The sequence below is a fragment of the Micromonospora lacuserhaii genome (assembly GCF_036902735.1).
In the GTDB taxonomy this organism is placed as follows: Bacteria; Actinomycetota; Actinomycetes; order Mycobacteriales; family Micromonosporaceae; genus Micromonospora.
Genome location: NZ_JBAKHO010000075.1, coordinates 1 through 19,749 on the forward strand (window position 1 = coordinate 1; position 19,749 = coordinate 19,749).

Genomic DNA, 19,749 nt, shown 5'->3' on the forward strand with positions numbered 1-19,749 from the left:
CGACCGGGGCGAGCCGGGCGTCGGCGGCGCCGAGCGCGGCGGCCCGCTCCACCAGGTCGGCGGAGGCGCCCAGGGCGACCCGGGCGGAGCGCGCGACGGTCCGCTCGGCGAGCCGGGAGAACTGACCGCGCAGGCCGCCGGCGAGTACCGCGTTGTGCCAGGTCACCACCAGCGGGGCGGCCGGCCGGGCGAGGACGGCGACCAGCCCGGCGCGCAGGCCGTGGGCGTGCACCACCTGAACCTGCTCGGCGGCGAGCGCCCGACGCAGCGCGACCACCGCGCGGGCGTCGGTCGGGGTGGGGCTGGCCGGGATCTCCACCGGGGCGAAGCGGGCGCCGACGCCGGTGAAGTCGAACTGTTCCTGGGTGGTCGCGGGCCCGCAGACCAGCACCGAGACCCCGGCGGCGGCCATCTGACGGGCCACCGACCGGATGTGCTGCCCCACCCCACCGGTGCTGGAGGCCAGCAGCAGGACCACCGTGCCGCGCCATCGGGCCGCCGACGTCGGGTCGGTCATGGGGACACCGTCTCCTTCCCGTCACCACCCCGCTCCGGGGGTACGCCCTCGCTTCGCGGGCCGCGCCGCGGGGCCGCCCGTCGTCGCCCGAGCCGGCGCCGCACCCCGGCGAGCAGCGGCCGGAGGTCCGGCCGGTCCGCCAGCCAGGCCACGGCGAGGAACACCACGCCCACCACAGCCCCGGACAGCATGCCCTGCGCGAGCGCCTCCGCTGTCGTCGGGGTGCCGTCGGCGAGGCTGGCCAGCCACCGGGCGGCGACCACTCCGGCGGGGGCGGCGAGCGCGGCGGCGAGCAGTCCGGCGCCCCCGGCCCGGGCGGCCCCGTCCAGGGCGGGCCGGCCGGCGGCGCGCAGCACCGCACCGAGCAGCAGGACGCCGAGCACCAGCATGCCGACCGAGTTGGCCAGGGTGACCGCCAGCACCCGGTCGGCCCGGGGCAGCAGCGCCGCCAGGGGTACGGCGACCACCGGCACCACCAGCCAGCCGGTGGTGATGGCGGCGGTCGCCGCCCGGGTGGCGCCGCGGGCGTAGAGCGCCCGGGACAGCACGGCGAAGAGGCCGTAGCCGACCAGGCCGGGGGCGAACCCGGCGATCGCGGCGGCGGCCGGCCCGATCCCGTCGGCGCCGAAGAAGAACCGGGCCACCGGCTCGGCGGTGCCGACCAGGGCCGCCGCGCCGAGGAAGCTGAACAGCAGCACCCCACGGACCGTCGAGGCGAGGGTCCGCCGGTAGCCGTCCTCGTCGCCGGTCGCCGAGGCGGCGGAGAGCGTCGGGTACGCGGCGACCGCCAGCGGCACCGCGAGCACCGCCCAGGGCAGCAGGTACATGGTCTGGGCGAGGTTGTAGACCTGCGGCGAGCCGGTGGGGCCGCCGGAGACCCGGTTCAGGATGACCACCAGGGCGGCCTGCTGGGCGGTGACCGTGACCGCGCCGGCCACGGCCAGCCCGCCGACCCTGGCCCGGGCCTCGGTGGAGAAGGCGTACCCCGGGCGCAGCCGCAGGCCGAGCCGGCGCAGCGGGATCAGCAGGGACAGCGACAGCGCGACCACGCCGAGGGTGGTTCCACCGGAGAGGACCAGCTCGCCGGCCCGACTCACCCCGGCGACGGTGGCGCCCCGCCCCTCGGTGACGCCGAAGGCCAGGTAGACCACCATCACGGTGAGGCTGGACAGCAGTGGGGCGATCACCGGCCAGGCGAAGCGCCGGTGTGCCTGGAGCACCCCGGTCAGCACGATCCCGACGCCGTAGAGCGGCAGCTGCGGCGCGAAGACCCGCAGCATCCGCGCGCCGGCGGCCAGCTCCGCCGGTGACCGGGCGTCGGCGAGCACCGAGATGATCGGGTCGGCGAGCAGCGCCACCAGCACCGCGAGGGGCACCAGCAGGGTCACCGTCCAGGTCAGCAGCGCGCCGGTGGTGGCGGCCACCGCCCGGCGGTCGCCGGCCGCGACCGGTCCGGCGAGCAGCGGTACGACGAGGCTGGCCAGCGCGCCGCCCGCGACGATCTCGAAGATGATGTTCGGGACGGTGTTGGCGATGACGTACATGCCGCCGAGGTCGCTGCGTTCGACGACCCAGGTGAACACGGCGGTACGGCCGAAGCCGGCGAGCCGGGCGACCACGGTGAGGACGGCGATCAGGGCGGCCGCTCCGGCCACCCGGCCGGCGCCGGCGAGGGGGGCCGGTCTGGTCACGTCAGTCGGATCGCCGGCCCACCGCGTCGAGCTCACGCAGTACCGGGGTGCGCTGGATCACCTGGGTGAAGCTGACCTTCTCGCTGGCGGCGGTGAGCCCGGCCAGGACGGCCAGGACGGCGGCCCGGCCGACCGGGCCGCTGCGGGCGGCGAGGGTGACCCCGAGCAGCGCGCCGAGGGCGTTGGCGCCGCTGTCGCCGACCATCACCCGCTCGCCGAGGTCCTCGTCGAGCAGCCCGGACGCCGCGCCGACCGCGCCGGCGGCGAGCCCGCCGTGCGGGCCGCGGGCCAGCGGGGCGCCGAGCAGCACGCCGGACTTCAGGGCCCGGCCGGGGCGCAGGTCCAGCAGGTTGAGCAGGTTGGCGGTGCCGGCCACCACGCCCGCGCCGAGCAGCACGTCGACCGTGCGCCCCAGCGCGCCCTGGCCCTGGCGGCGGCGGTGCCCGGCGACCGTCGGGTCGGCGACGAGCAGGACGGCCGCGGCGAGCCCGGCCGCGCCCACCCCGGCGACCTTGACCATGCCGGCGGTGACCCGCCCCTCGCGCAGCGCGGCGAGGTGCCCGGCGAAGCCCTTGGCGGCCTTCTGCTCGGGGCGGTTGCCGACCACGTCGTCGTAGAGGCCGACCGCGCCCGCGCCGAGCCCGGCGACCAGCGCCGCCGCCCCGGCGGGGACGCTGGGTGCGCCCAGCGCGCCGGCGGCGGACGCGCCGACGGCGAGCGCCGGCCCGGCGGCGAGGGTGACGGTGCGGCCGCGGAAGTTGGTCCGCTCCAGCGCGGGGGCGACCGGCGCGGTACGGATCTCGCGCAGCGCGTACCGGGTGCCGGCGGCGCCGAGCGCGGCGGCCATCAGCCGCCCCACCCCGCTCACCGGGCGCCGGAGGGGACGGACGGGCGGCTTCCGCTCAGCGCGGTACGTCGTTCGCTCACTGGGGCAGTCTAGGCAGCAGCGAGCCGGCATTGTCGCCGACGCCGTACTGGCCGGCCTTCTTCTCGGTGAGCTGCTGCACCAGGGCGAGGCTGGTGACCAGCTGGCCCTGGGTGGTGTTGGCGTTGTCGACGGTGGAGATGGTCTGGGCGAGCACCGGGTCGCCGCGTACCACGGCGACCAGGTTGCTGCCGGAGGCGCCGGTGCCGCCGACGACGATCGCCCCGGTCCGGTCGAACTGCTCGGCGATCTTCACCACCGACTCGTCCTTCTTGGCGGAGTCCTTGTCCACGTACGGCTGCCCGCTGACCACCACGACGGCCTCGGCCGGCCCGGTGACCTTGTCCTCGGTGGTGAGGTACCCGGCGTTGCTGTACGCGGCCAGCACCGCCCGGCGGTCCGCCTCGGTGACCGGCGCGGCGCCCTGGCCCCGGTCGAGCAGCACGCTGGCGAGCAGGGCGCTGGAGGTCTCCACCCCGTTGCCGTTGCCGGGCAGCGCGGAGGCGGGGGCGCTGGGACGGGCGGCGGTGACGGCCAGCTCCATCAGGTTGGTGTTGTTGTCCGGGTTGATGAACTTGTCCTGCACGTCGACCCGGCCGGTGACGTTGGCCCCGGCGAGCTGGAGCATCTTCAGCACGCCCTCGGTGTGCTCGCGGCCGGTGGGCAGGCTCAGCACCATGACCCGCTTGCCGGCGAGCTTGCCCGGCAGGTAGACCTGCGCCATCTGGGCGGCGAACTCCTCCTCGAGCTCCAGCTCCTTCTGCATGCTGTTGACCGACTGGCGCATCTGCTGGTTGTCCTTGCGCAGCGCGTTGACGTTCTCCTTGAGCGAGTCCGCCACCGGGCCGTTGAGGGCGGCCGTGCCGACCACCAGCCCGATGGCCAACGCCAGGAAGACCGCGGTCAGGGACACCACGTGGTACCGGAAGTTGATCACGCTTGCAGCCTCTTGATCGGTCGGGGAGCTAGAAGAGCTGGCCGAGCTGGAACACGAAATTGTCCCACCACTCGGAGACCACGCCCAAATAGGCCTTCCCGACGGTGGAGACCGCCACCGCGGAGGCCATCGCGGCGACCGCCGAGAGGACCAGCAGCAGCAGCGACGAACCGGAGATGCTCTGCCGGTAGAGCCGGCTGACGCCCTTGGCGTCGACCAGCTTGCCGCCGACCTTGAGCCGGGTGAGGAAGGTCGAGGCCATGCCGCCGCGGCCCTTGTCGAGGAACTCCACCAGGGTGGCGTGGGTGCCGACGGCCACCAGCAGCGACGCGCCCTTCTCGTCGGCGAGCAGCATGGCCAGGTCCTCGCTGGTGGCGGCGGCCGGGAAGGTGATTGCCGGCACGCCGAGGCCCTCCACCCGGGCCAAGCCGGGCGCCCGCCCGTCCGGGTACGCGTGCACGATCACCTCGGCGCCGCAGCGCAGCACGTCGTCGGTGACCGAGTCCATGTCACCGATGATCATGTCGGGGGTGTAGCCCGCCTCGACCAGCGCGTCGGCCCCGCCGTCGACCCCGATCAGCACCGGCTTGAACTCCCGGATGTAGGGGCGCAGCACGTCCAGGTCGGCCTTGTAGTCGTAGCCGCGGACCACGATCAGGCAGTGCCGACCCCGCATCTGGGTCTGGATGTCCGGTACGCCCACCCCGTCGAGCAGCAGGTCGCGCTCCTGGCGCAGGTAGTCCATGGTGTTGGCGGCGAACGCCTCCAGCTGGACCGACAGGCCCTCCCGGGCGTCGGCCATCGCCTTGGCCACGGTCTCGGCGTCCTGCAGCTCGCCGTGCGCCACCGGCTCGTCGCCGACGAAGACGGTGTTGCCCTCGATCCGGATCGTGTCGCCTTCGCGCACCCGCTCGAAGATCCCCTCGCCCAGGTCGTCCAGGAGCGGGATGCCCGCGGCCACCAGCACCTCGGGGCCGAGGTTCGGGTAGCGGCCGGAGACCGACGGCTTGGCGTTGAGCACCGCGGCGACCCCGACGGCGACCAGCGAGTCGGCGGCGACCCGGTCCAGGTCGACGTGGTCGATGACCGCGATGTCGCCGGGGCGGAGCCGGCCGGCCAGGCGCTTGGTCCGACGGTCGAGGCGCGCGGTGCCGAGGACTGAGCCCGGTTCCGTGTTCCGGTTCCGGCGCAACGTAAGTAGACGCATCGTGACCATCCTGGCATGTGAGGCAGGCTTCTCTGTCGCGACATGCCTGAGCAGGGCCGCCTACCCAGGGAAGCACACGAGGGCGCGACCCGGTGTGCTTGCGCTCACAATAGCCGCGCTCAGGGCCGCCTTTCCTTGGCGGCGACGGCCAGGAGCTCCTCGGCATGGGCGATACCCAGGTCGGAATCCGGCAAACCCGCGAGCATCCGGGCCAGCTCCCGGGCCCGCTCGGTGTCCTCCACCACCCGTACCCCGCTGGTCGTCACCGCTCCCCCGGTGTCCTTCGCCACCACCAGGTGCCGGTCGGCGAAGGCGGCCACCTGCGGCAGGTGGGTGACCACCAGCACCTGGTGGCTGCGGGCCAGCCGGGCCAGCCGGCGACCGATCTCCACCGCCGCGGTGCCGCCGACGCCGGCGTCCACCTCGTCGAAGACCAGCGTGGGCGGGCCACCCGAGCCGGCGAAGACCACCTCGATGGCGAGCATCACCCGGGACAGCTCGCCGCCCGAGGCGCCACGCTGCAGCGGCAGCGACGGCGCGCCCGGATGGGCGAGCAGCCGCAGCTCCACCTCGTCCGCGCCGTCCGGGCCGATGCCGGCCGTCGCGCCGTTGACGGTGAGGGTCGGCTCGGCCTTCCCCGCCGCCCGGGGCACCACCGCCACCTCGATCCGGGCGTGCGGCATGGCCAGCCCGGCCAGTTCGACGGTGACCTGCTCGGCGAAGCGGACCGCAGCCTCGTGCCGGGACGCCGACACCCGGCCGGCCAGGTCGGCCACCTCGGCGGCGAGGCGGGACGACTCCCGGTCCAGCTCGTCGAGGAGTTCGTCGGAGGAGTCCAGGTCGGACAGTCGGGTGCGGGCCCGCTCCGCCCAGGCGACCACGCCGTCGACGTCGTCGGCGTACTTGCGGGTCAGCGCGCGCAGCGCGGCCCGGCGCTCGTAGATGACCTGGAGCCGGGCCGGGTCGGCGTCCAGCACCGCGAGGTACGCCGACAGCTCCGCGGAGACGTCCCCGACCAGGGTCGCGGCCTCCTCCAGCCGCAGCGCCAGCTCGCCCAGCGCCGGATCGGTGCCGGCCTGCGCCTCCAGGGTGCGCCGGGCGGCGCCGAGCAGCGTGGTGGCGTCCGGGGTGTCGTCGGCCGCCTCCACGCCGCCGGCCACGCACTGCTGGGCCAGCTGGGCGGCGGCGCGCAGCCCCTCGGCGTGCTCCAGCCGCTGTGCCTCCGTCTTGAGCTCGTCGTCCTCGCCGGGCTGCGGGTCGACCCGGGTGATCTCGTCCAGGCCCAGCCGCAGCAGGTCGGCCTCCTGGTTGCGCGCACGGGCGTTGCGCCGCCGGTCGGCCAGGTCGTCGACCACCTGCCGCCACCGGCCGTACGACTCGCGGAGCGCGTCGAGCAGCTTCTCGTGCTCGGCGCCGGCGAACCGGTCCAGCGCCGCCCGCTGCTCGGCCGGCCGCAGCAGCCGCAGCTGGTCGGACTGGCCGTGCACCGCCACCACCTGCTCGCCGACCTCGCCGAGCATCGACACCGGCATGCTGCGCCCACCCACGTGGGCCCGGGAGCGGCCCTCGACGGTGACCGTCCGGCTCATCAGCAGCGAGCCGTCCTCGTCGGGCTCGCCGCCGGCCTCCCCGATCCGGGCGTGCACGGTCGCGGCGACCCGGCCGACGAGACGCAGCCGCCCCTCGACCACCGCCCGGCCCGGCTCGGCGCGCACCCGCCCGGCGTCGGCCCGGCCGCCGAAGAGCAGGCCGAGGCCGGTCACCACCATGGTCTTGCCGGCACCGGTCTCACCGGTGATGACGTTCATCCCACCGGTCAACGGCAGTGTGGTGTCCTCGATGACGCCCAGTCCGGTGATGCGCAGCTCTTCCAGCACAGCACCCGACAGTAGACGCGGCCACCGACAGTTGACCAGCCGGCGCGGGCGGCGCGGCGGCCGGCCGTACCATCACCGCTCGTGGACTCCTCGAGCGATGGACGGCAGGTGCTGGGGATACTCGGCCTGGGCGAGGACGAGGAGCAGGTCTACCGGACGCTGCTGCGGCTCTCCACCGCCCGGCGGGCGCAGCTGGTGACGCAACTGCCGCTGACCGCCGAGCGGATCGGGGCGGCGCTGGCCGGACTGCGGGCCCGGGGCCTGGTCGCCCCGGCCGGGGTCGAGCCCGACCCGCTGTTGCGGCCGCTGCCCCCGGACGTGGCCCTCGGCGACGAGCTGCTGCGCCAGCAGCAGTCCCTGGAGGCCGCCCGCCGCCGGGTCGCCCAGCTCACCGAGGAGTACCGGGCCGGCGTACGGCGGCACGACGCCGACCACCTGGTGGAGATCGTCACCGGCACCGACGCGCTGCGCGGCCGGCTGCGGCGGTTGCAGGACGACGCCCGGACGGAGGTGCTCTGGTTCTGCCGGGCCAACCCGCTGGCCATGCCCGGGCCGGAGAACGTGGAGGAGTTCGCCGCGCTGGCCCGCGGGGTGAGCTACCGGGCGATCTACGAGCGGGAGCTGCTGGCCGAGCCGGGCGCGCTGGTCGACGTGGAGAAGGCGGTCCGCAGCGGCGAGCAGGCCCGGATCACCAACCTGCTCCCGGTCCGCCTCGCCGTGGCCGACCGGACCACCGCGATCTGCCCGCTGGTGCCCGACCGGGCCAGCGGCGAGCCCAGCGCGGCGGTGATCGGCCGCAGCCAGTTGCTCGACGCGCTGCTGGCCCTCTTCGACAGCCACTGGCACGCGGCCACCCCGCTGCTGCCCGGGGCGGCGCCGATCGCCGACGGCGGCCCGGACGCCGACGAACGGCTGCTGCTCTCGCTCTTCGTGGCCGGGGTGCCGGACAAGTCCATCGCCTCTCAGCTCGGGGTGAGCCGCCGCACCATCCAGCGGCGGCTCGCCGACCTGATGACCCTGGCCGGGGTGGACACCCGGCCGGGCCTGGCGTACCAGGCCGCGCGCCGCGGCTGGCTCTGACCTCCCCGACACCCCGTACCACCGGCGGGTGACGCCGGAGGAGTCACCGCCACCCGAAGGCGGGACCGTGCCGGGCCACCGGCCGGGACGCCGCCGTGGTTCCCACCACCCCCTGGCGGAACCACGGCGACCCGACGGGACGCCCGCGCGGAAAGGGGGGGGAAGTCCGCGCGGGCGTCGTCTCAGCGCAGCCCGTACGCCCCGATCACGGACTGCTCGATCGTGCTGCCCGCGCCGTCGGTGGCCCGGACCCGCAGCGACACGCTCCCCACGCCGGCCGGCACGGTCGCCTCGTACGCCGTGCCCGCCCCGTGGACCGGGACGCGTCGCCAGTGCGCGCCGCCGTCGAAGGAGACGTCGACGGTGACGGCGGTGCCGGTGGGGGCCGGAAGGCCGGCCTGGTGGCGCAGCGCGAGCCGGACCGTGTGCGGCCGGTCGCCGGCGACGGTGCCGGACAGGTCGGTCGGGACCCGGTAGTCCAGCTGGAGCAGCGGCAGCGGCGCGGCGTCCGGTCCGGTGGGTCGGGCCGAGGTGAACTCCCAGGCGGTGCTGGTCTGCCCCGCCCAGCGCCACTCCTCGGCGGGGCGGTCGGTGGTCAGCTCCAGCCGGTACCGCGCGGCGTCCGGCGTGGTGGTGACCGGCGCCCAGCCGGTGGAGAGGTCGGCGATCGGCGCGCCGTCGCGGGACAGGACGGCCTGCACGGCGTCGTCCGGCTCACCGCCCGCCCAGTGCCCGTCGGCGTCCACGAACGGCGCCACCCGCAGGTCGAGCACGTCACCGGTCCGGCGCGCCGCCGACGCGCCGCCGCCAGCCAGGGCCGGGCGGACCACCGGTGCGAACCAGCTCTGGGTGGCGTGGGTCCCGCCGGTGTACCGGCGCAGCGGTTCGCTCGCCCCGCTGAGCATCGGGCCCATCTCGTCCCACACGTAGAGGTGGCTGGCCCACTGCCGCCACAGCGAGTCCCCGGCGCTGACCCACTCCTCGCGTTCGGTCCCGGTTCGCACGATCCGCTGCGACTCCAGCGCGACGGACTGCCAGGGCCGCCAGCCGAACCGCTGCTCCTTGGCCCAGGCGAAGCCGCCGGTGTCGACGTACCGGCTGGTCAGCCGGACCGAGTTGTCGGCGGTGACCCGGTGCACCACCGTCGCCGGCACCTGCTGGCGGGACACCTGGAAGACGTCGTACAGGTAGGGGCTGGAGATGGTGATGGCGAGCCGCACCCGGGCCTGGCCGGTCCTCGCCGCCGCCAGCACCCGCTGCCCGTCGTCGTACGGCAGCACCACGGCCGGCACCGGGAACCGGTCGCCGAGCGGCCGCCACGCGGTCCAGGCGCTCCAGTCGGCGGGCCGGACGATCATCACCGCGGCGGCGCCGGTGGCGGCCGCGGCGGCGATCTGCTCCTCCTCGGACCGGCCGGGGCTGACCGAGATCAGCGCCGCGGCGTCGCGGACCCCGGTCAGCTCGTTCGGCGCGCCGGTGCCCGCGTCGACCAGCCGCAGATCGCGGCGCAGGTCGGCGTCCGGCGACTGGTAGAGCAGGTTCACGTCCAGCGGCCCGGTCACCCCGGTCACCTGGGCGTCCACCATGGGCGCCACCAACTGCCAGCGGGAGGCGAACTCGAACTCGCCCTCGGTCGCCCGGCGGGTCGGCGTGACGTTGAGCTGCTGGACGGTGCTGAACTGCATCACCCCGTGGTCGACCTGCCGGCCGTTGCCGAACACCCGGTGCGCGTAGTACGCGAGGGTGGTCTGCTGCTCGGCGGGGCGCGGCGTCTCGATCCGCACCGGAGTGCCCTTGCGGGCGTCCAGCACGATCTCCAGGTCCCGGTTCACCGGCAGCTGCGGATCGACGACCAGGGTCGACTGCTCGTCCAGCGGGACGCCGTCCTCGATCAGCGCGTGCAGCAGGTACGGGCCCTCCTCGACGGTGAACGTGACCTGTCCGCCCTCGGCGATCCAGCCGAGGCTGTCCGACTCGGGCTGCTCGCCGAAGAGGGAGACCACGGGGACGCCGGTCGGCCGGCCCGCCCGATCCACCGCGCGCAGGGTGACCGTGTGCCGGGGGCCGCTCAGGGTGGCCGCCAGCGCGGTCCGGGTCTCGATGCCGTCGGCGCCGGTGGCGATCAGCCAGCCGCCGTGCCGGCCGCGGTCCAGCTTCGCCGGGTCGGCGGTGACGGGCACCCGCACGGTCGCGCCGGCCGGCACGGTCACCTGGTCGCCGCCGAGGGCGAAGCCGTCCGGCTCGTCGGCGCCACGGTCGATGTTGCGGACGTCGAGCCGCAGGCGCAGGGTCTGGGCGACGCCGCCGGCGTTGGTGTACGCCACCTCGCGGCGCAGCCCGTCACCGGTGGTGCCGGGCTCGATCCGGCGGAAGTCGGCCACCGCCGAGGCGTAGACCCGCTGGCCGTACGCCCGGGCCACGTCGACCCGGCCGGCGCCCTGCGCGAACACGGTCTGCCCGGCGGTCGCCCGGGCGGTGCTCGCCAGGGCGTCCTTGAGCTGGGCGGCCCGCCAGTCGGGGTGATCCTGGGCCAGGATCGCGGCGGCGCCGGCCACGTGCGGGGTGGCCATCGAGGTGCCGGACGCCGCGGTGTACCGGTCGTCGACCGGCGAACCCATCGTGGTGCCGGCCGCCCGGGCGGCGACGATGCCGACGCCGGGCGCGGTGATCTCCGGCTTGACCGCGTTGTCGCCCAACCGGGGACCGCGACTGGAGAACTCGGCCAGCGCGTCGTCCCGGTCCACGGCGCCCACGGTGAGGGCCGCGTCCGCCGCGCCGGGCGCCCCGACGCTGTAGTCCGCGCCGGAGTTGCCGGCGGCCACCACGAACAGGGTGCCGGTCTCGGCGGTGAGGTCGTTGACGGCCTGGCTCATCGGGTCGGTACCGTCGGTGGGCGCGCCGCCGAGGCTCATGCTGACCACCCGGGCGCCCGAGTGGGCCGCCCACTCCATGCCCGCGATGATCCACGAGTCGTACCCGCTGCCGTAGTTGTCGAGCACCTTGCCGACCAGCAGCCGGGCGCCCGGGGCGACGCCCTTGCGGGTGCCGCCGGCGGCGGCGCCGCTGCCGGCGATGGTGGACGCGACGTGGGTGCCGTGGCCGTGCCCGTCGGCGACGCTGCCGCTGTCGGTGAAGTCCCGGCTGTCGGCGATCCGTCCCGCCAGGTCGGGGTGGCCGGCGTCGACGCCGGTGTCCAGCACCGCGACCTCGACCCCGGCGCCGTCCCGGCCGGCGGCCCAGGCGGCCGGCGCGCCGATCTGCGCCACGCTGCGGTCCAGCACCGGCCGGACCCGGCCGTCCAGCCAGATCCGTTCGATGCCGGCGCCGAGCCGGCCGCTCTCGGTGGCGGCGGCCCGCCCGGCCTGCGGGGTGTGCAGCTGCGACCAGAGGCCGGCCAGGTCGCTCTTGCCGACCGCGAGGGCGGCGCCGTCGATGCTCGGCAGCGGGCGTACGTCGGTCGCGGCGGCGGCGGCGAACGCGCCGGCCCGTTCCCCGCTGCCGTCGCGGTAGCGGACGATCAGCGGCAACCGGCCGGCGGCGGCGTCGCCGTAGCCGTCCGCGACGAGCTCCTCGACGTCGAACAGGTTCGGGTCGAGCACCCCGCTGGCCAGGTACGGCACGACGTCGCTGGGAAGCACCCGGAGCTGCCCGTCGACGGAGAGGGTGTGGAAGCTGACCTGCTCGCGGCCGGCCGCGGGCCGGACGGTGGCCGCCGTCCGGCCGGGGGCGGCCCGGTCCAGCTCGACGACGTCACCGGTGATCAGGGTGACCCGGGCCGGGGCCGGTCCACCGGTGGTGGCCGGCGGGGCCGGTCGGGACGGCGGGGGCGGCGGTTCGGCGGACGCCGGGGCGGCGACGCCGGTCACCAGCACGGCGGCGGCGCCGAGGGCGAACCAACGCGGGGGCCAGTTCATGGATACTCCTTCGCTGACGGCTCGGCCGCCGGCGCGCCGGCGGCCAGTCGGAGTCTGCGATGGAGATCAACCGCGGGTCACTACCCCGGACCCGCCGCACCGGCGACATGTCGCCAGCTGGACACGACCGGGGTGGACGCCGCCGACCTGCGGTGACAGCACGTCACCCGACGACAGCGGTCGGCGTGGGCCGAGCCCGGGCGATGTGGCGCGGGGCGGGGCGAGGACCGTCGGGGCGTGGGCGGGTGAACGCGCGAACCGGGCGGGAGCCGTGGCTCCCGCCCGGTCGGACGGCGGTGGTCGGGACGGGCCGGTCAGCGGCGACTGCCGCGCCAGCCCTGCACCGGAAGGTCGAACTTGGCGACCAGCCGGTCGGTGAACGGCCGGTCCCGCAGCCGCACGATGCGCACCGGCAGGGCCCCCCGCCGCACCGTCACCTTGGCGCCCGGGGGCAGGTCGAAGACCCGCCGGCCGTCGCAGCTGAGCACGGCCAGGGTGGTGAACGGGTCCACGGTGATGACGAAGGTCGAGGTCGGCGCGGTGACCAGTGGGCGGCTGAACAGCGCGTGCGCGCTGATCGGCACCAGCAGCAACGCCTCCACCTCGGGCCAGACCACCGGACCGCCGCCGGAGAAGGCGTACGCGGTGGAACCGGTGGGGGTGGCGCAGACCACGCCGTCGCAGCCGTACCGCGACAGCGGGCGGCCGTCCACGTCGACGAGCAGCTCCAGCATTTGGGCCCGCTCGCCCTTCTCGACGCTGATCTCGTTCAGCGCCCAGGACTCGATGGTCGGCCCGCCCTCGAACTCCGCGGTGACGTCGAGGGTGAGCCGCTCGTCCACGGTGTAGTTACGCCCGACCACGTCGCGTACCGCCACGTCGAGGTCGTTGATCTCCGCCTCGGCGAGGAAGCCGACCTTGCCCAGATTGATGCCGAGCAGCGGCACCTTGGCCGGCCGGGCCAGCTCGGCGGCACGCAGGAAGGTGCCGTCGCCGCCGAGCGCGAAGACGATCTCGGCGCCCTCGGCCGCCTCGGGGCCGGTCACCGGCACCACGCCGGGCAGGTCCAGGTCGTCGGCCTCCTCGGCCACCACCCGTACCTCGAAGCCGGCGCTGATCAGGTCCGCGGCGACCGCACGGGCGTGTTCGGTGCTGCGTCGCCGCCCGGTGTGCGTCACCAGCAGAGCGGTCCGGCTCACCGGGAGGACCGCCCGTCGGTGCCGACCCGGCTCGCCGAGTCCCTGAAGCCCACCGGGTCCCGCCTCTCCGCCACGATCACGTGGCCCCGCCACGCGCCCACCGCGCTCACCCTGCCACCTCCTCGGTGGTCGCGTCCGGCAGGTCGCCGGACGGCGCCGGACCCTCCGGTCCCGCTGCCACCACGGCCCGTACCCGGTCCGGGTCGGCCGGCGGTGCGTCCCGGCGTAACCATACGAAGAACTCGACGTTGCCGCTCGGCCCGGGCAGCGGGCTGGCCGCCACGTCCGCCAGGCCGAGCCCGAGCCCGGCCGCCGCGGCCGCCACGTCGAGCACCGCCTCGGCCCGCAGCGCCGGGTCACGGACCACGCCGCCGGCGCCGACCCGCTCCTTGCCCACCTCGAACTGCGGCTTGACCATCAGCGCGAGATCGCCGTCGGCCCGGGTGCAGCCGGCGAGCGCCGGCAGCACCAGCCGCAGCGAGATGAACGACAGGTCGGCGACGGTCAGGTCGACCTCGCCACCGATGAGCTCCGGGGTGAGGGTGCGCACGTTGGTCCGCTCGAGGACCCGGACCCGCTCGTCGGTGCGCAGCGGCCAGGCGAGCTGGCCGTAGCCGACGTCCACGGCCACCACCTCGGCGGCGTCGGCGCGCAGCAGCACGTCGGTGAAGCCGCCCGTGGAGGCGCCCGCGTCGAGGCAGCGCCGGCCGGCGACGGTCAGCCCGCCCGGCGCGAACGCGGCGAGCGCGCCGGCCAGCTTGTGCCCGCCCCGGGAGACGTACTCGGCGGCGGGGTCCTCGCCGGTGACCAGCAGCGGGTCGGCCGGGTCGACCATCGCCGCGGCCTTGCGCGCCACCACCCCACGCAGCTGAACCCGGCCGGCCTCCACCAGCGCGCCGGCCTGCTCCCGGGAGCGGGCCAGGCCGCGACGGACGAGTTCGGCGTCGAGCCGGGTACGACGTGCCATGGGGTGGTTCTCCGGTCGGTTCAGGACTGGTCGATGGTGGCGAGGGTTTCCCGCAGCGTCTGGTACGCCGCCTCGTACTGGGCGATCTGGTCGGCCGGGGGCAGTCCCTCGGCGTTGATCATCGCCTGCACGGCGGCGTCGACGGCGGGGTGGTGGGCGTCGTCCAGGTCGACGTCCGGCGGCGGACCGGGCCGGGCGCCGGGCGGCGGGCCCGGACGTGGCCCCGGCGGCGGACCGGGCCGGTACGGGGCGGTCACGACCGGCTCCGGCCGGCGGCGGTCACTCGTCCCCGCCGGTGGTGCGCTTGCGCGGGACGGCCTTCTTCACCGGCCGGGCCGCCGGCGCCGGACCGTCGGTGGTGCTCACCGCGGCCGGCGGCTTCTTCGCGATGGCCTTCTTCGCCACGGTCTTCTTCGCCACCGCCTTGGTGGGTGGGGTGACCGGACCGGCGGAGACCGACGTACCGGCGGCGGGGGCGGGTGCTCCGGACGCACCCGCGCCGGACTCGGGCGCCACCGTCGCGGCCGGGCCGGCCGGCGGCACGGCGCCGGGTGCGGCCGCCGGAGCGCCCGGGAGCAGCGGGTTGGGGCCGGCCTTGGCCTCGCGCAGCTGGCGTTCCAGTTCGTGCACCCGGCGGGTCAGCTCGGCCACCTCGTCGGCGGTGGCCAGCCCCACCGCGCCGAGGGTCCGGTCCACCTCGAAGCGGACCAGCTTGGTGAGCGCCTCGCGGTTGGCCGCGCCGGTGGAGACGAGTTCCTCGGCGAGCGCCTGGACCTGGGCGGCGGTGGCGCCGCCGGTGCCGACCAGTCGCCGTACGGCGTCCTGGGCCCGCTTCCGGGGCGCCTCCGTCAGGCCCATCGCCAGCTCGAGGTAGGCGCGCCACGCGTCCTGCATACCTGAGTCCTTCCGTGGGGGCGGGGGTGTGCAGGTCTCACGCTACCGGGCGCCCCGAGAGGTCCATTGGGGTACGGTGCCGGGGAACGGCGTGGCGTGCGATGAGGAGCGGGATGTGGCCAGCGTGGACGAGTGCCGGCAGGCGTTGCAGGACCTGGCCGCCCGGTTGGACCGGCACGCCGACGTGCAGGACAAGATCGACCTCGACCGGACGCTCGCCTGCCGAATCACCGATCTCGAGACCGCGTTCCACGGCCGGATCGCCGGTGGCCGGTTGGTCGACCTGAGCGACGGCGACGACCCGAAGGCCAAGATCGCACTGGTCACCAACAGCAACGACCTGGTCGCGCTGGTGCACGGTCAGCTCGACGTCACCAGGGCGCTCGCCTCCCGGCGGGTCTCCATCAAGGCGAACCCGTTCGATCTGATGAAACTGCGCAAGCTGCTCTGACGGGGCCGGTGCCGGGGCGGGTCAGTCCGCCAGACCGAGGGCCTCGAGGGCCCGTTCCGCCTCCGGAGAGCCCGGCCGCACGTCGGACGCGCCCCCGGTCCGCGACCAGGCCACCGCGCAGAGCGCCGCCAACGCGTCCAGCGGCCGTCCCGCACCCCGCAGCTCCAGCCCGCCGTCGACCACCGTCGCGGACCAGCCGCCGGAATCCGGTCGTCCCGGCACCGACACCACCGCCGCCGGGTCGAAGAGCCCGGCCAGGTCCGCCGAGACGTACGTCGGTCGCCGCCCCTCGGGAGCGGTCAGCAGCTCGGCGACGTCGCTCACGCCGGTGAGTACCAGCAGGCTGTCCAGCCCGGCGCGGCGGGCGCCCTCGATGTCCGTGTCGAGCCGGTCGCCGACCACCAGGGTCCGCCCCTCGCCGGCCCGTCGGGCGGCGGTGGCGAACAGCGCCGGCTCCGGCTTGCCGACCACCAGGTCGGGCGCACGGTCCAGGGCGTGCCGCAGCGCCGCCACGAGCGAGCCGTTGCCCGGCAACGGGCCCCGGCCGCTGGGCAGGGTGCGGTCGGTGTTGGTGGCGACCCAGATGGCGCCGGCCCGGATCGCGACCGACGCCTCGGCCAGGTCCACCCAGCCCACCTGCGGCCCGTACCCCTGCACCACCGCGGCGGGTGACTCGTCGGCCTTCGCGACCGGGGTGAGGCCCACGGCGCGGATCTCGGCGCGCAGCGCCTCCGCCCCGACCACCAGCACGGCGGCGCCGGCCGGCAGCCGGTCCCGCAGCAGCTCGGCGGCGGCCGCCGCGGAGGTGAACACCTCCTGCGGCTCGGCCGGCACGCCCATCCCGGTGAGCAGGTCGGCGACCTCGCTGGAGCGGCGGGAGGCGTTGTTGGTCGCGAACGCCACCGCGCGGCCGTCGGCCCGCAGCCGGCCGACGGCGTCGACCGCGCCGGGGATCGGCCGGTCGATCAGGTAGATCACACCGTCCAGGTCGAAGACGACCTGGGCGTACCCGTCAACCAACCGATCCCCGGCGACCTCCGTCATCGCTGGTCCGACTCCGACTCCGACTCCGACCCGCGGCGGTCGGTGGACGCGTCCCCGGCGGCAGCCGGGTCGTCGTCCGGACCCCGACCGGTCGGCTCGGCGGTTGCCGGCGCGTCGTCGGCCCGCTCGGCGGCCTCACCGTCGGTGAGCTCGTCGTCGGTGAGCCCGTCGGCGTCGAGGTCGTCCTCGTCGGTGTCCCGGTCGTCGTCGTCCTCGTCCTCGTCGTCGAGGTCGTCGTCCTCGTCGTCGAGGTCATCTTCGTCCTCGTCGAGGTCGTCGTCCTCGTCGTCGTCCTCGTCGTCGTCCTCGTCGAGGTCCTCGTCGTCCCGCTGGTCGGCGGTGGACAGGTCGGCGTCCGGCCGGGCCGGCACCGCGCCGGGAGCACCCGGACCGGTGGCGATCTCCTCGGCCGACTCGTCGTCCTCCTCGTCGCCCTCGATCACCACGCCGTCGAGCTCGAGCAGCCGCTCCGCGGCGTCGGTCTCCCCCTCGGTGTCCGAGTCGGCGGCGCGGGAGAACCACTCCCGGGCCTCCTCGCGACGGCCGACCGCGAGAAGCGCGTCGGCGTACGCGTAGCGCAGCCGGGCCGTCCACGGCTCGGTCGAGTCGGCGGTCAGCTCCCGGACCTGGAGCATCGCCACGGCGGCGTCCTTCTGGCCGAGGTCACCCCGGGCACCGGCCGCCACGATCAGCAGCTCGATGGCGGTGGCCTGGTCGAGCTTCTCCTGGTCGGCGCCGCGGAACAGGTCGATGGCCCGCTCCGGACGCCCCAGCGCCCGCTCGCAGTCGGCGAGCACGGCCAGGTGACTCTGCAGGCCGCTCATCCGGTGATAGGTGCGCAGCTCGGCGATGGCCGTCTGCCACTCCCCCGCGTGGTACGCGGCCAGGCCGACCGCCTCACGCACCGCGGAGATCCGCGAGGCCATGCGGCGCGCCGCCATGGCGTGGGCCAGTGCCTCGGCCGGGTCCTCGTCGATCAGCTGGCCGGTCGCGACCAGGTGCCGGGCGACGGTCTCCGCCACCGGCTTGTTCAGCGACAGAAGCTCGGCGCGGACGGCCGTGTCGAGGTCGCTCGCGGAGATCTCGTCCGGCAGCGCCGGCGCGGCCGTACGCCCGCCCTCGACCTCGTCCCGCCGCTCGCGGTCCGGGCCGAACCCGCCTTCGCGACGCCGGTCGTCGAAGCCCGGACGGTCCTCCCGACCCTGGCGGTCGCCGTACGGGCGACGCTCGCCGCCCCGGTCGGGCCGCTGGGCGTCGCCGCCCCGGAAGCCCTCGCGACGCTCACCGCCGCCAGCACCACCCTCACGACGCTGGTCGCCAGCGAAGCCGCCTTCACGACGGTCACCGCCGCGGAAGCCACCCTCACGACGCTCGCCGCCGCGGAAACCACCCTCACGGGAGTCACCGCCACGGGAGCCACCGCTCGGACGCTCACCACCGCGGAAGCCACCCTCACGGGAATCGCCACCGCGGAAGCCACCCTCACGGCGCTCACCGCCGCCTTCGCGACGGTCACCGCCGCCAAAGCCACCCTCACGGCGCTGGCCGCCGCCGAAGCCACCCTCACGGCGCTGGCCGCCGCCGAAGCCACCCTCGCGCCGGTCGCCACCGCGGAAACCACCGCTCGGACGCTCACCGCCGCGGGCACCCGCGTCGCGGTCGCCGCCGCGGAAGCCACCCTCGCGGGAGTCACCGCCACGGAAGCCACCGCTCGGACGCTCACCACCGCGGGCACCCGCGTCGCGGTCGCCGCCGCGGAAGCCACCCTCGCGCGGACCGGAACGGAACCCGCCCTCACGACGGTCACCACCGCGGAAACCACCCTCGCGGGAGTCACCACCGCGGAAGCCACCGCTCGGACGCTCGCCACCGCGGGCACCCGCGTCGCGGTCGCCGCCGCGGAAGCCACCCTCGCGCGGACCGGAACGGAACCCGCCCTCACGACGGTCACCACCGCGGAAACCACCCTCGCGGGAGTCACCACCGCGGAAGCCACCGCCCGGACGCTCGCCACCGCGGGCACCCGCGTCGCGGTCGCCACCGCGGAAGCCACCCTCACGACGGTCGCCACCCCGGAAGCCGCCCTCACGGGACTCGCCGCCACGGAAGCCACCCTCACGGGGACCGGACCGGAACCCGCCCTCACGACGCTCGCCGCCGCGGAAGCCGCCCGAACGGGAGTCACCACCGCGGAAGCCGCCCGAACGGGAGTCACCGTCACGCGGTCCCGACCGGAAGCCGCCCTCACGACGGTCACCGCCGCCGGCGCCGCCTTCACGACGCTGTCCGCCGCCGAAGCCACCCTCACGACGCTGTCCGCCGCCGAAGCCACCCTCACGACGGTCACCACCGCGGAAACCACCCTCACGGGAGTCACCACCGCGGAAGCCGCCCGAACGGGAGTCACCATCGCGCGGACCCGACCGGAAGCCACCCTCACGACGCTCGCCGCCGCGGAAACCACCCTCACGGGAGTCACCACCGCGGAAGCCGCCCGAACGGGAGTCACCGTCACGAGGCCCGGAACGGAAGCCGCCCTCACGACGGTCTCCACCACCGGCGCCGCCTTCACGACGCTGGCCGCCGCCGAAGCCACCCTCACGACGGTCACCGCCGCGGAAACCACCCTCACGGGAGTCACCGCCGCGGAAGCCGCCCGAACGGGAGTCACCATCGCGCGGACCCGACCGGAAGCCACCTTCACGCCGGTCGCCGCCGCGGAATCCGCCGTCGCGTCCACCCCGGTCGGCACCACCGCGCGGGGCGCCACCGCGGTCGTCGCGGTCGCCACGGTAAGGGGGCCGGTCATCGCGACGCGGGCTGTCGCCGCGTCCCTGGGGTCGGTCGGTACGGTCGTCGTGGCGGCGCGGACGGTCTCCGCCCTGCGGTCCTGAACTCACAGGTACATCCTTCCTCATTGCGCCACCAACGGCGCTACGCAGTCGAGGGCCGACCCTCATGGGGCGGCCCTCGACTGGAATGTTTGTCCGGCGGCGTCCTACTCTCCCACACCCTCCCGAGTGCAGTACCATCGGCGCTGGAGGGC

General features: G+C 75.7%; 15 protein-coding genes. 2 read left to right on the top strand and 13 right to left on the bottom strand.

Features of this window, described 5'->3' with window-relative positions; all coding sequences use genetic code 11:
* From V6U81_RS27160 to recN, 6 genes are all read right to left on the bottom strand, one after another.
* Window positions 1-517, bottom strand: a 517-nt coding sequence (locus V6U81_RS27160) for a glycosyltransferase (RefSeq protein WP_334493560.1), incomplete at its 3' end; no start/stop codon positions are given.
* Complete coding sequence (gene murJ / locus V6U81_RS27165; protein WP_334493563.1) at window positions 514-2,208, bottom strand: murein biosynthesis integral membrane protein MurJ; 1,695 nt, start codon at window positions 2,206-2,208, stop codon at window positions 514-516. The genes V6U81_RS27160 and murJ, both read right to left, overlap by 4 nt.
* A gap of 1 nt (window position 2,209) precedes the next feature.
* Window positions 2,210-3,055 (bottom strand): hypothetical protein, encoded by an 846-nt coding sequence (locus V6U81_RS27170; RefSeq protein ID WP_420884097.1) that lies wholly within the window; start codon window positions 3,053-3,055, stop codon window positions 2,210-2,212.
* A 76-nt stretch (window positions 3,056-3,131) separates the two neighbouring features.
* A complete protein-coding gene (locus V6U81_RS27175) occupies window positions 3,132-4,070 on the bottom strand; it encodes a copper transporter (protein WP_334493566.1) in 939 nt (312 codons plus the stop codon).
* Window positions 4,071-4,098: 28 nt separating this feature from the next.
* Window positions 4,099-5,277, bottom strand: a complete 1,179-nt coding sequence (steA, locus tag V6U81_RS27180; protein WP_334493569.1) for a putative cytokinetic ring protein SteA — start codon at window positions 5,275-5,277, stop codon at window positions 4,099-4,101.
* Window positions 5,278-5,396: 119 nt separating this feature from the next.
* Window positions 5,397-7,154: a DNA repair protein RecN gene (recN, locus tag V6U81_RS27185; protein ID WP_334493572.1), complete on the bottom strand. Its 1,758-nt coding sequence runs from the start codon at window positions 7,152-7,154 to the stop codon at window positions 5,397-5,399.
* 81 nt (window positions 7,155-7,235) lie between these two features.
* Between recN and V6U81_RS27190 the strand changes: the two genes are divergently transcribed.
* A complete protein-coding gene (locus tag V6U81_RS27190) occupies window positions 7,236-8,234 on the top strand; it encodes an HTH domain-containing protein (protein WP_334493574.1) in 999 nt (332 codons plus the stop codon).
* Window positions 8,235-8,416: 182 nt separating this feature from the next.
* On the opposite strand, the gene V6U81_RS27195 is transcribed toward V6U81_RS27190, so the two are convergent.
* From V6U81_RS27195 to V6U81_RS27215, 5 genes are all read right to left on the bottom strand, one after another.
* The gene (locus V6U81_RS27195; protein ID WP_334493576.1) at window positions 8,417-12,148 is read right to left on the bottom strand and encodes a S8 family serine peptidase; all 3,732 of its coding nucleotides are present in this window, start codon (window positions 12,146-12,148) and stop codon (window positions 8,417-8,419) included.
* A gap of 314 nt (window positions 12,149-12,462) precedes the next feature.
* Window positions 12,463-13,347, bottom strand: a complete 885-nt coding sequence (locus V6U81_RS27200) for an NAD kinase (RefSeq protein WP_334493579.1) — start codon at window positions 13,345-13,347, stop codon at window positions 12,463-12,465.
* Window positions 13,348-13,453: 106 nt separating this feature from the next.
* Complete coding sequence (locus V6U81_RS27205; protein ID WP_334493582.1) at window positions 13,454-14,314, bottom strand: TlyA family RNA methyltransferase; 861 nt, start codon at window positions 14,312-14,314, stop codon at window positions 13,454-13,456.
* A 20-nt stretch (window positions 14,315-14,334) separates the two neighbouring features.
* A complete protein-coding gene (locus V6U81_RS27210; protein WP_334493585.1) occupies window positions 14,335-14,571 on the bottom strand; it encodes a hypothetical protein in 237 nt (78 codons plus the stop codon).
* 22 nt (window positions 14,572-14,593) lie between these two features.
* A complete protein-coding gene (locus tag V6U81_RS27215) occupies window positions 14,594-15,208 on the bottom strand; it encodes a phasin family protein (protein WP_334493587.1) in 615 nt (204 codons plus the stop codon).
* A gap of 115 nt (window positions 15,209-15,323) precedes the next feature.
* On the opposite strand from V6U81_RS27215, the gene V6U81_RS27220 reads away from it, so the two are divergent.
* Window positions 15,324-15,659: an SCP2 sterol-binding domain-containing protein gene (locus tag V6U81_RS27220; RefSeq protein ID WP_334493590.1), complete on the top strand. Its 336-nt coding sequence runs from the start codon at window positions 15,324-15,326 to the stop codon at window positions 15,657-15,659.
* 21 nt (window positions 15,660-15,680) lie between these two features.
* On the opposite strand, the gene V6U81_RS27225 is transcribed toward V6U81_RS27220, so the two are convergent.
* Window positions 15,681-16,703 (bottom strand): HAD-IIA family hydrolase, encoded by a 1,023-nt coding sequence (locus V6U81_RS27225; protein ID WP_334493593.1) that lies wholly within the window; start codon window positions 16,701-16,703, stop codon window positions 15,681-15,683.
* A complete protein-coding gene (locus V6U81_RS27230; RefSeq protein WP_334493596.1) occupies window positions 16,700-17,644 on the bottom strand; it encodes a tetratricopeptide repeat protein in 945 nt (314 codons plus the stop codon). The genes V6U81_RS27225 and V6U81_RS27230 overlap by 4 nt, the downstream gene beginning before the upstream one ends.
* Window positions 17,645-19,749: the final 2,105 nt, after the last annotated feature.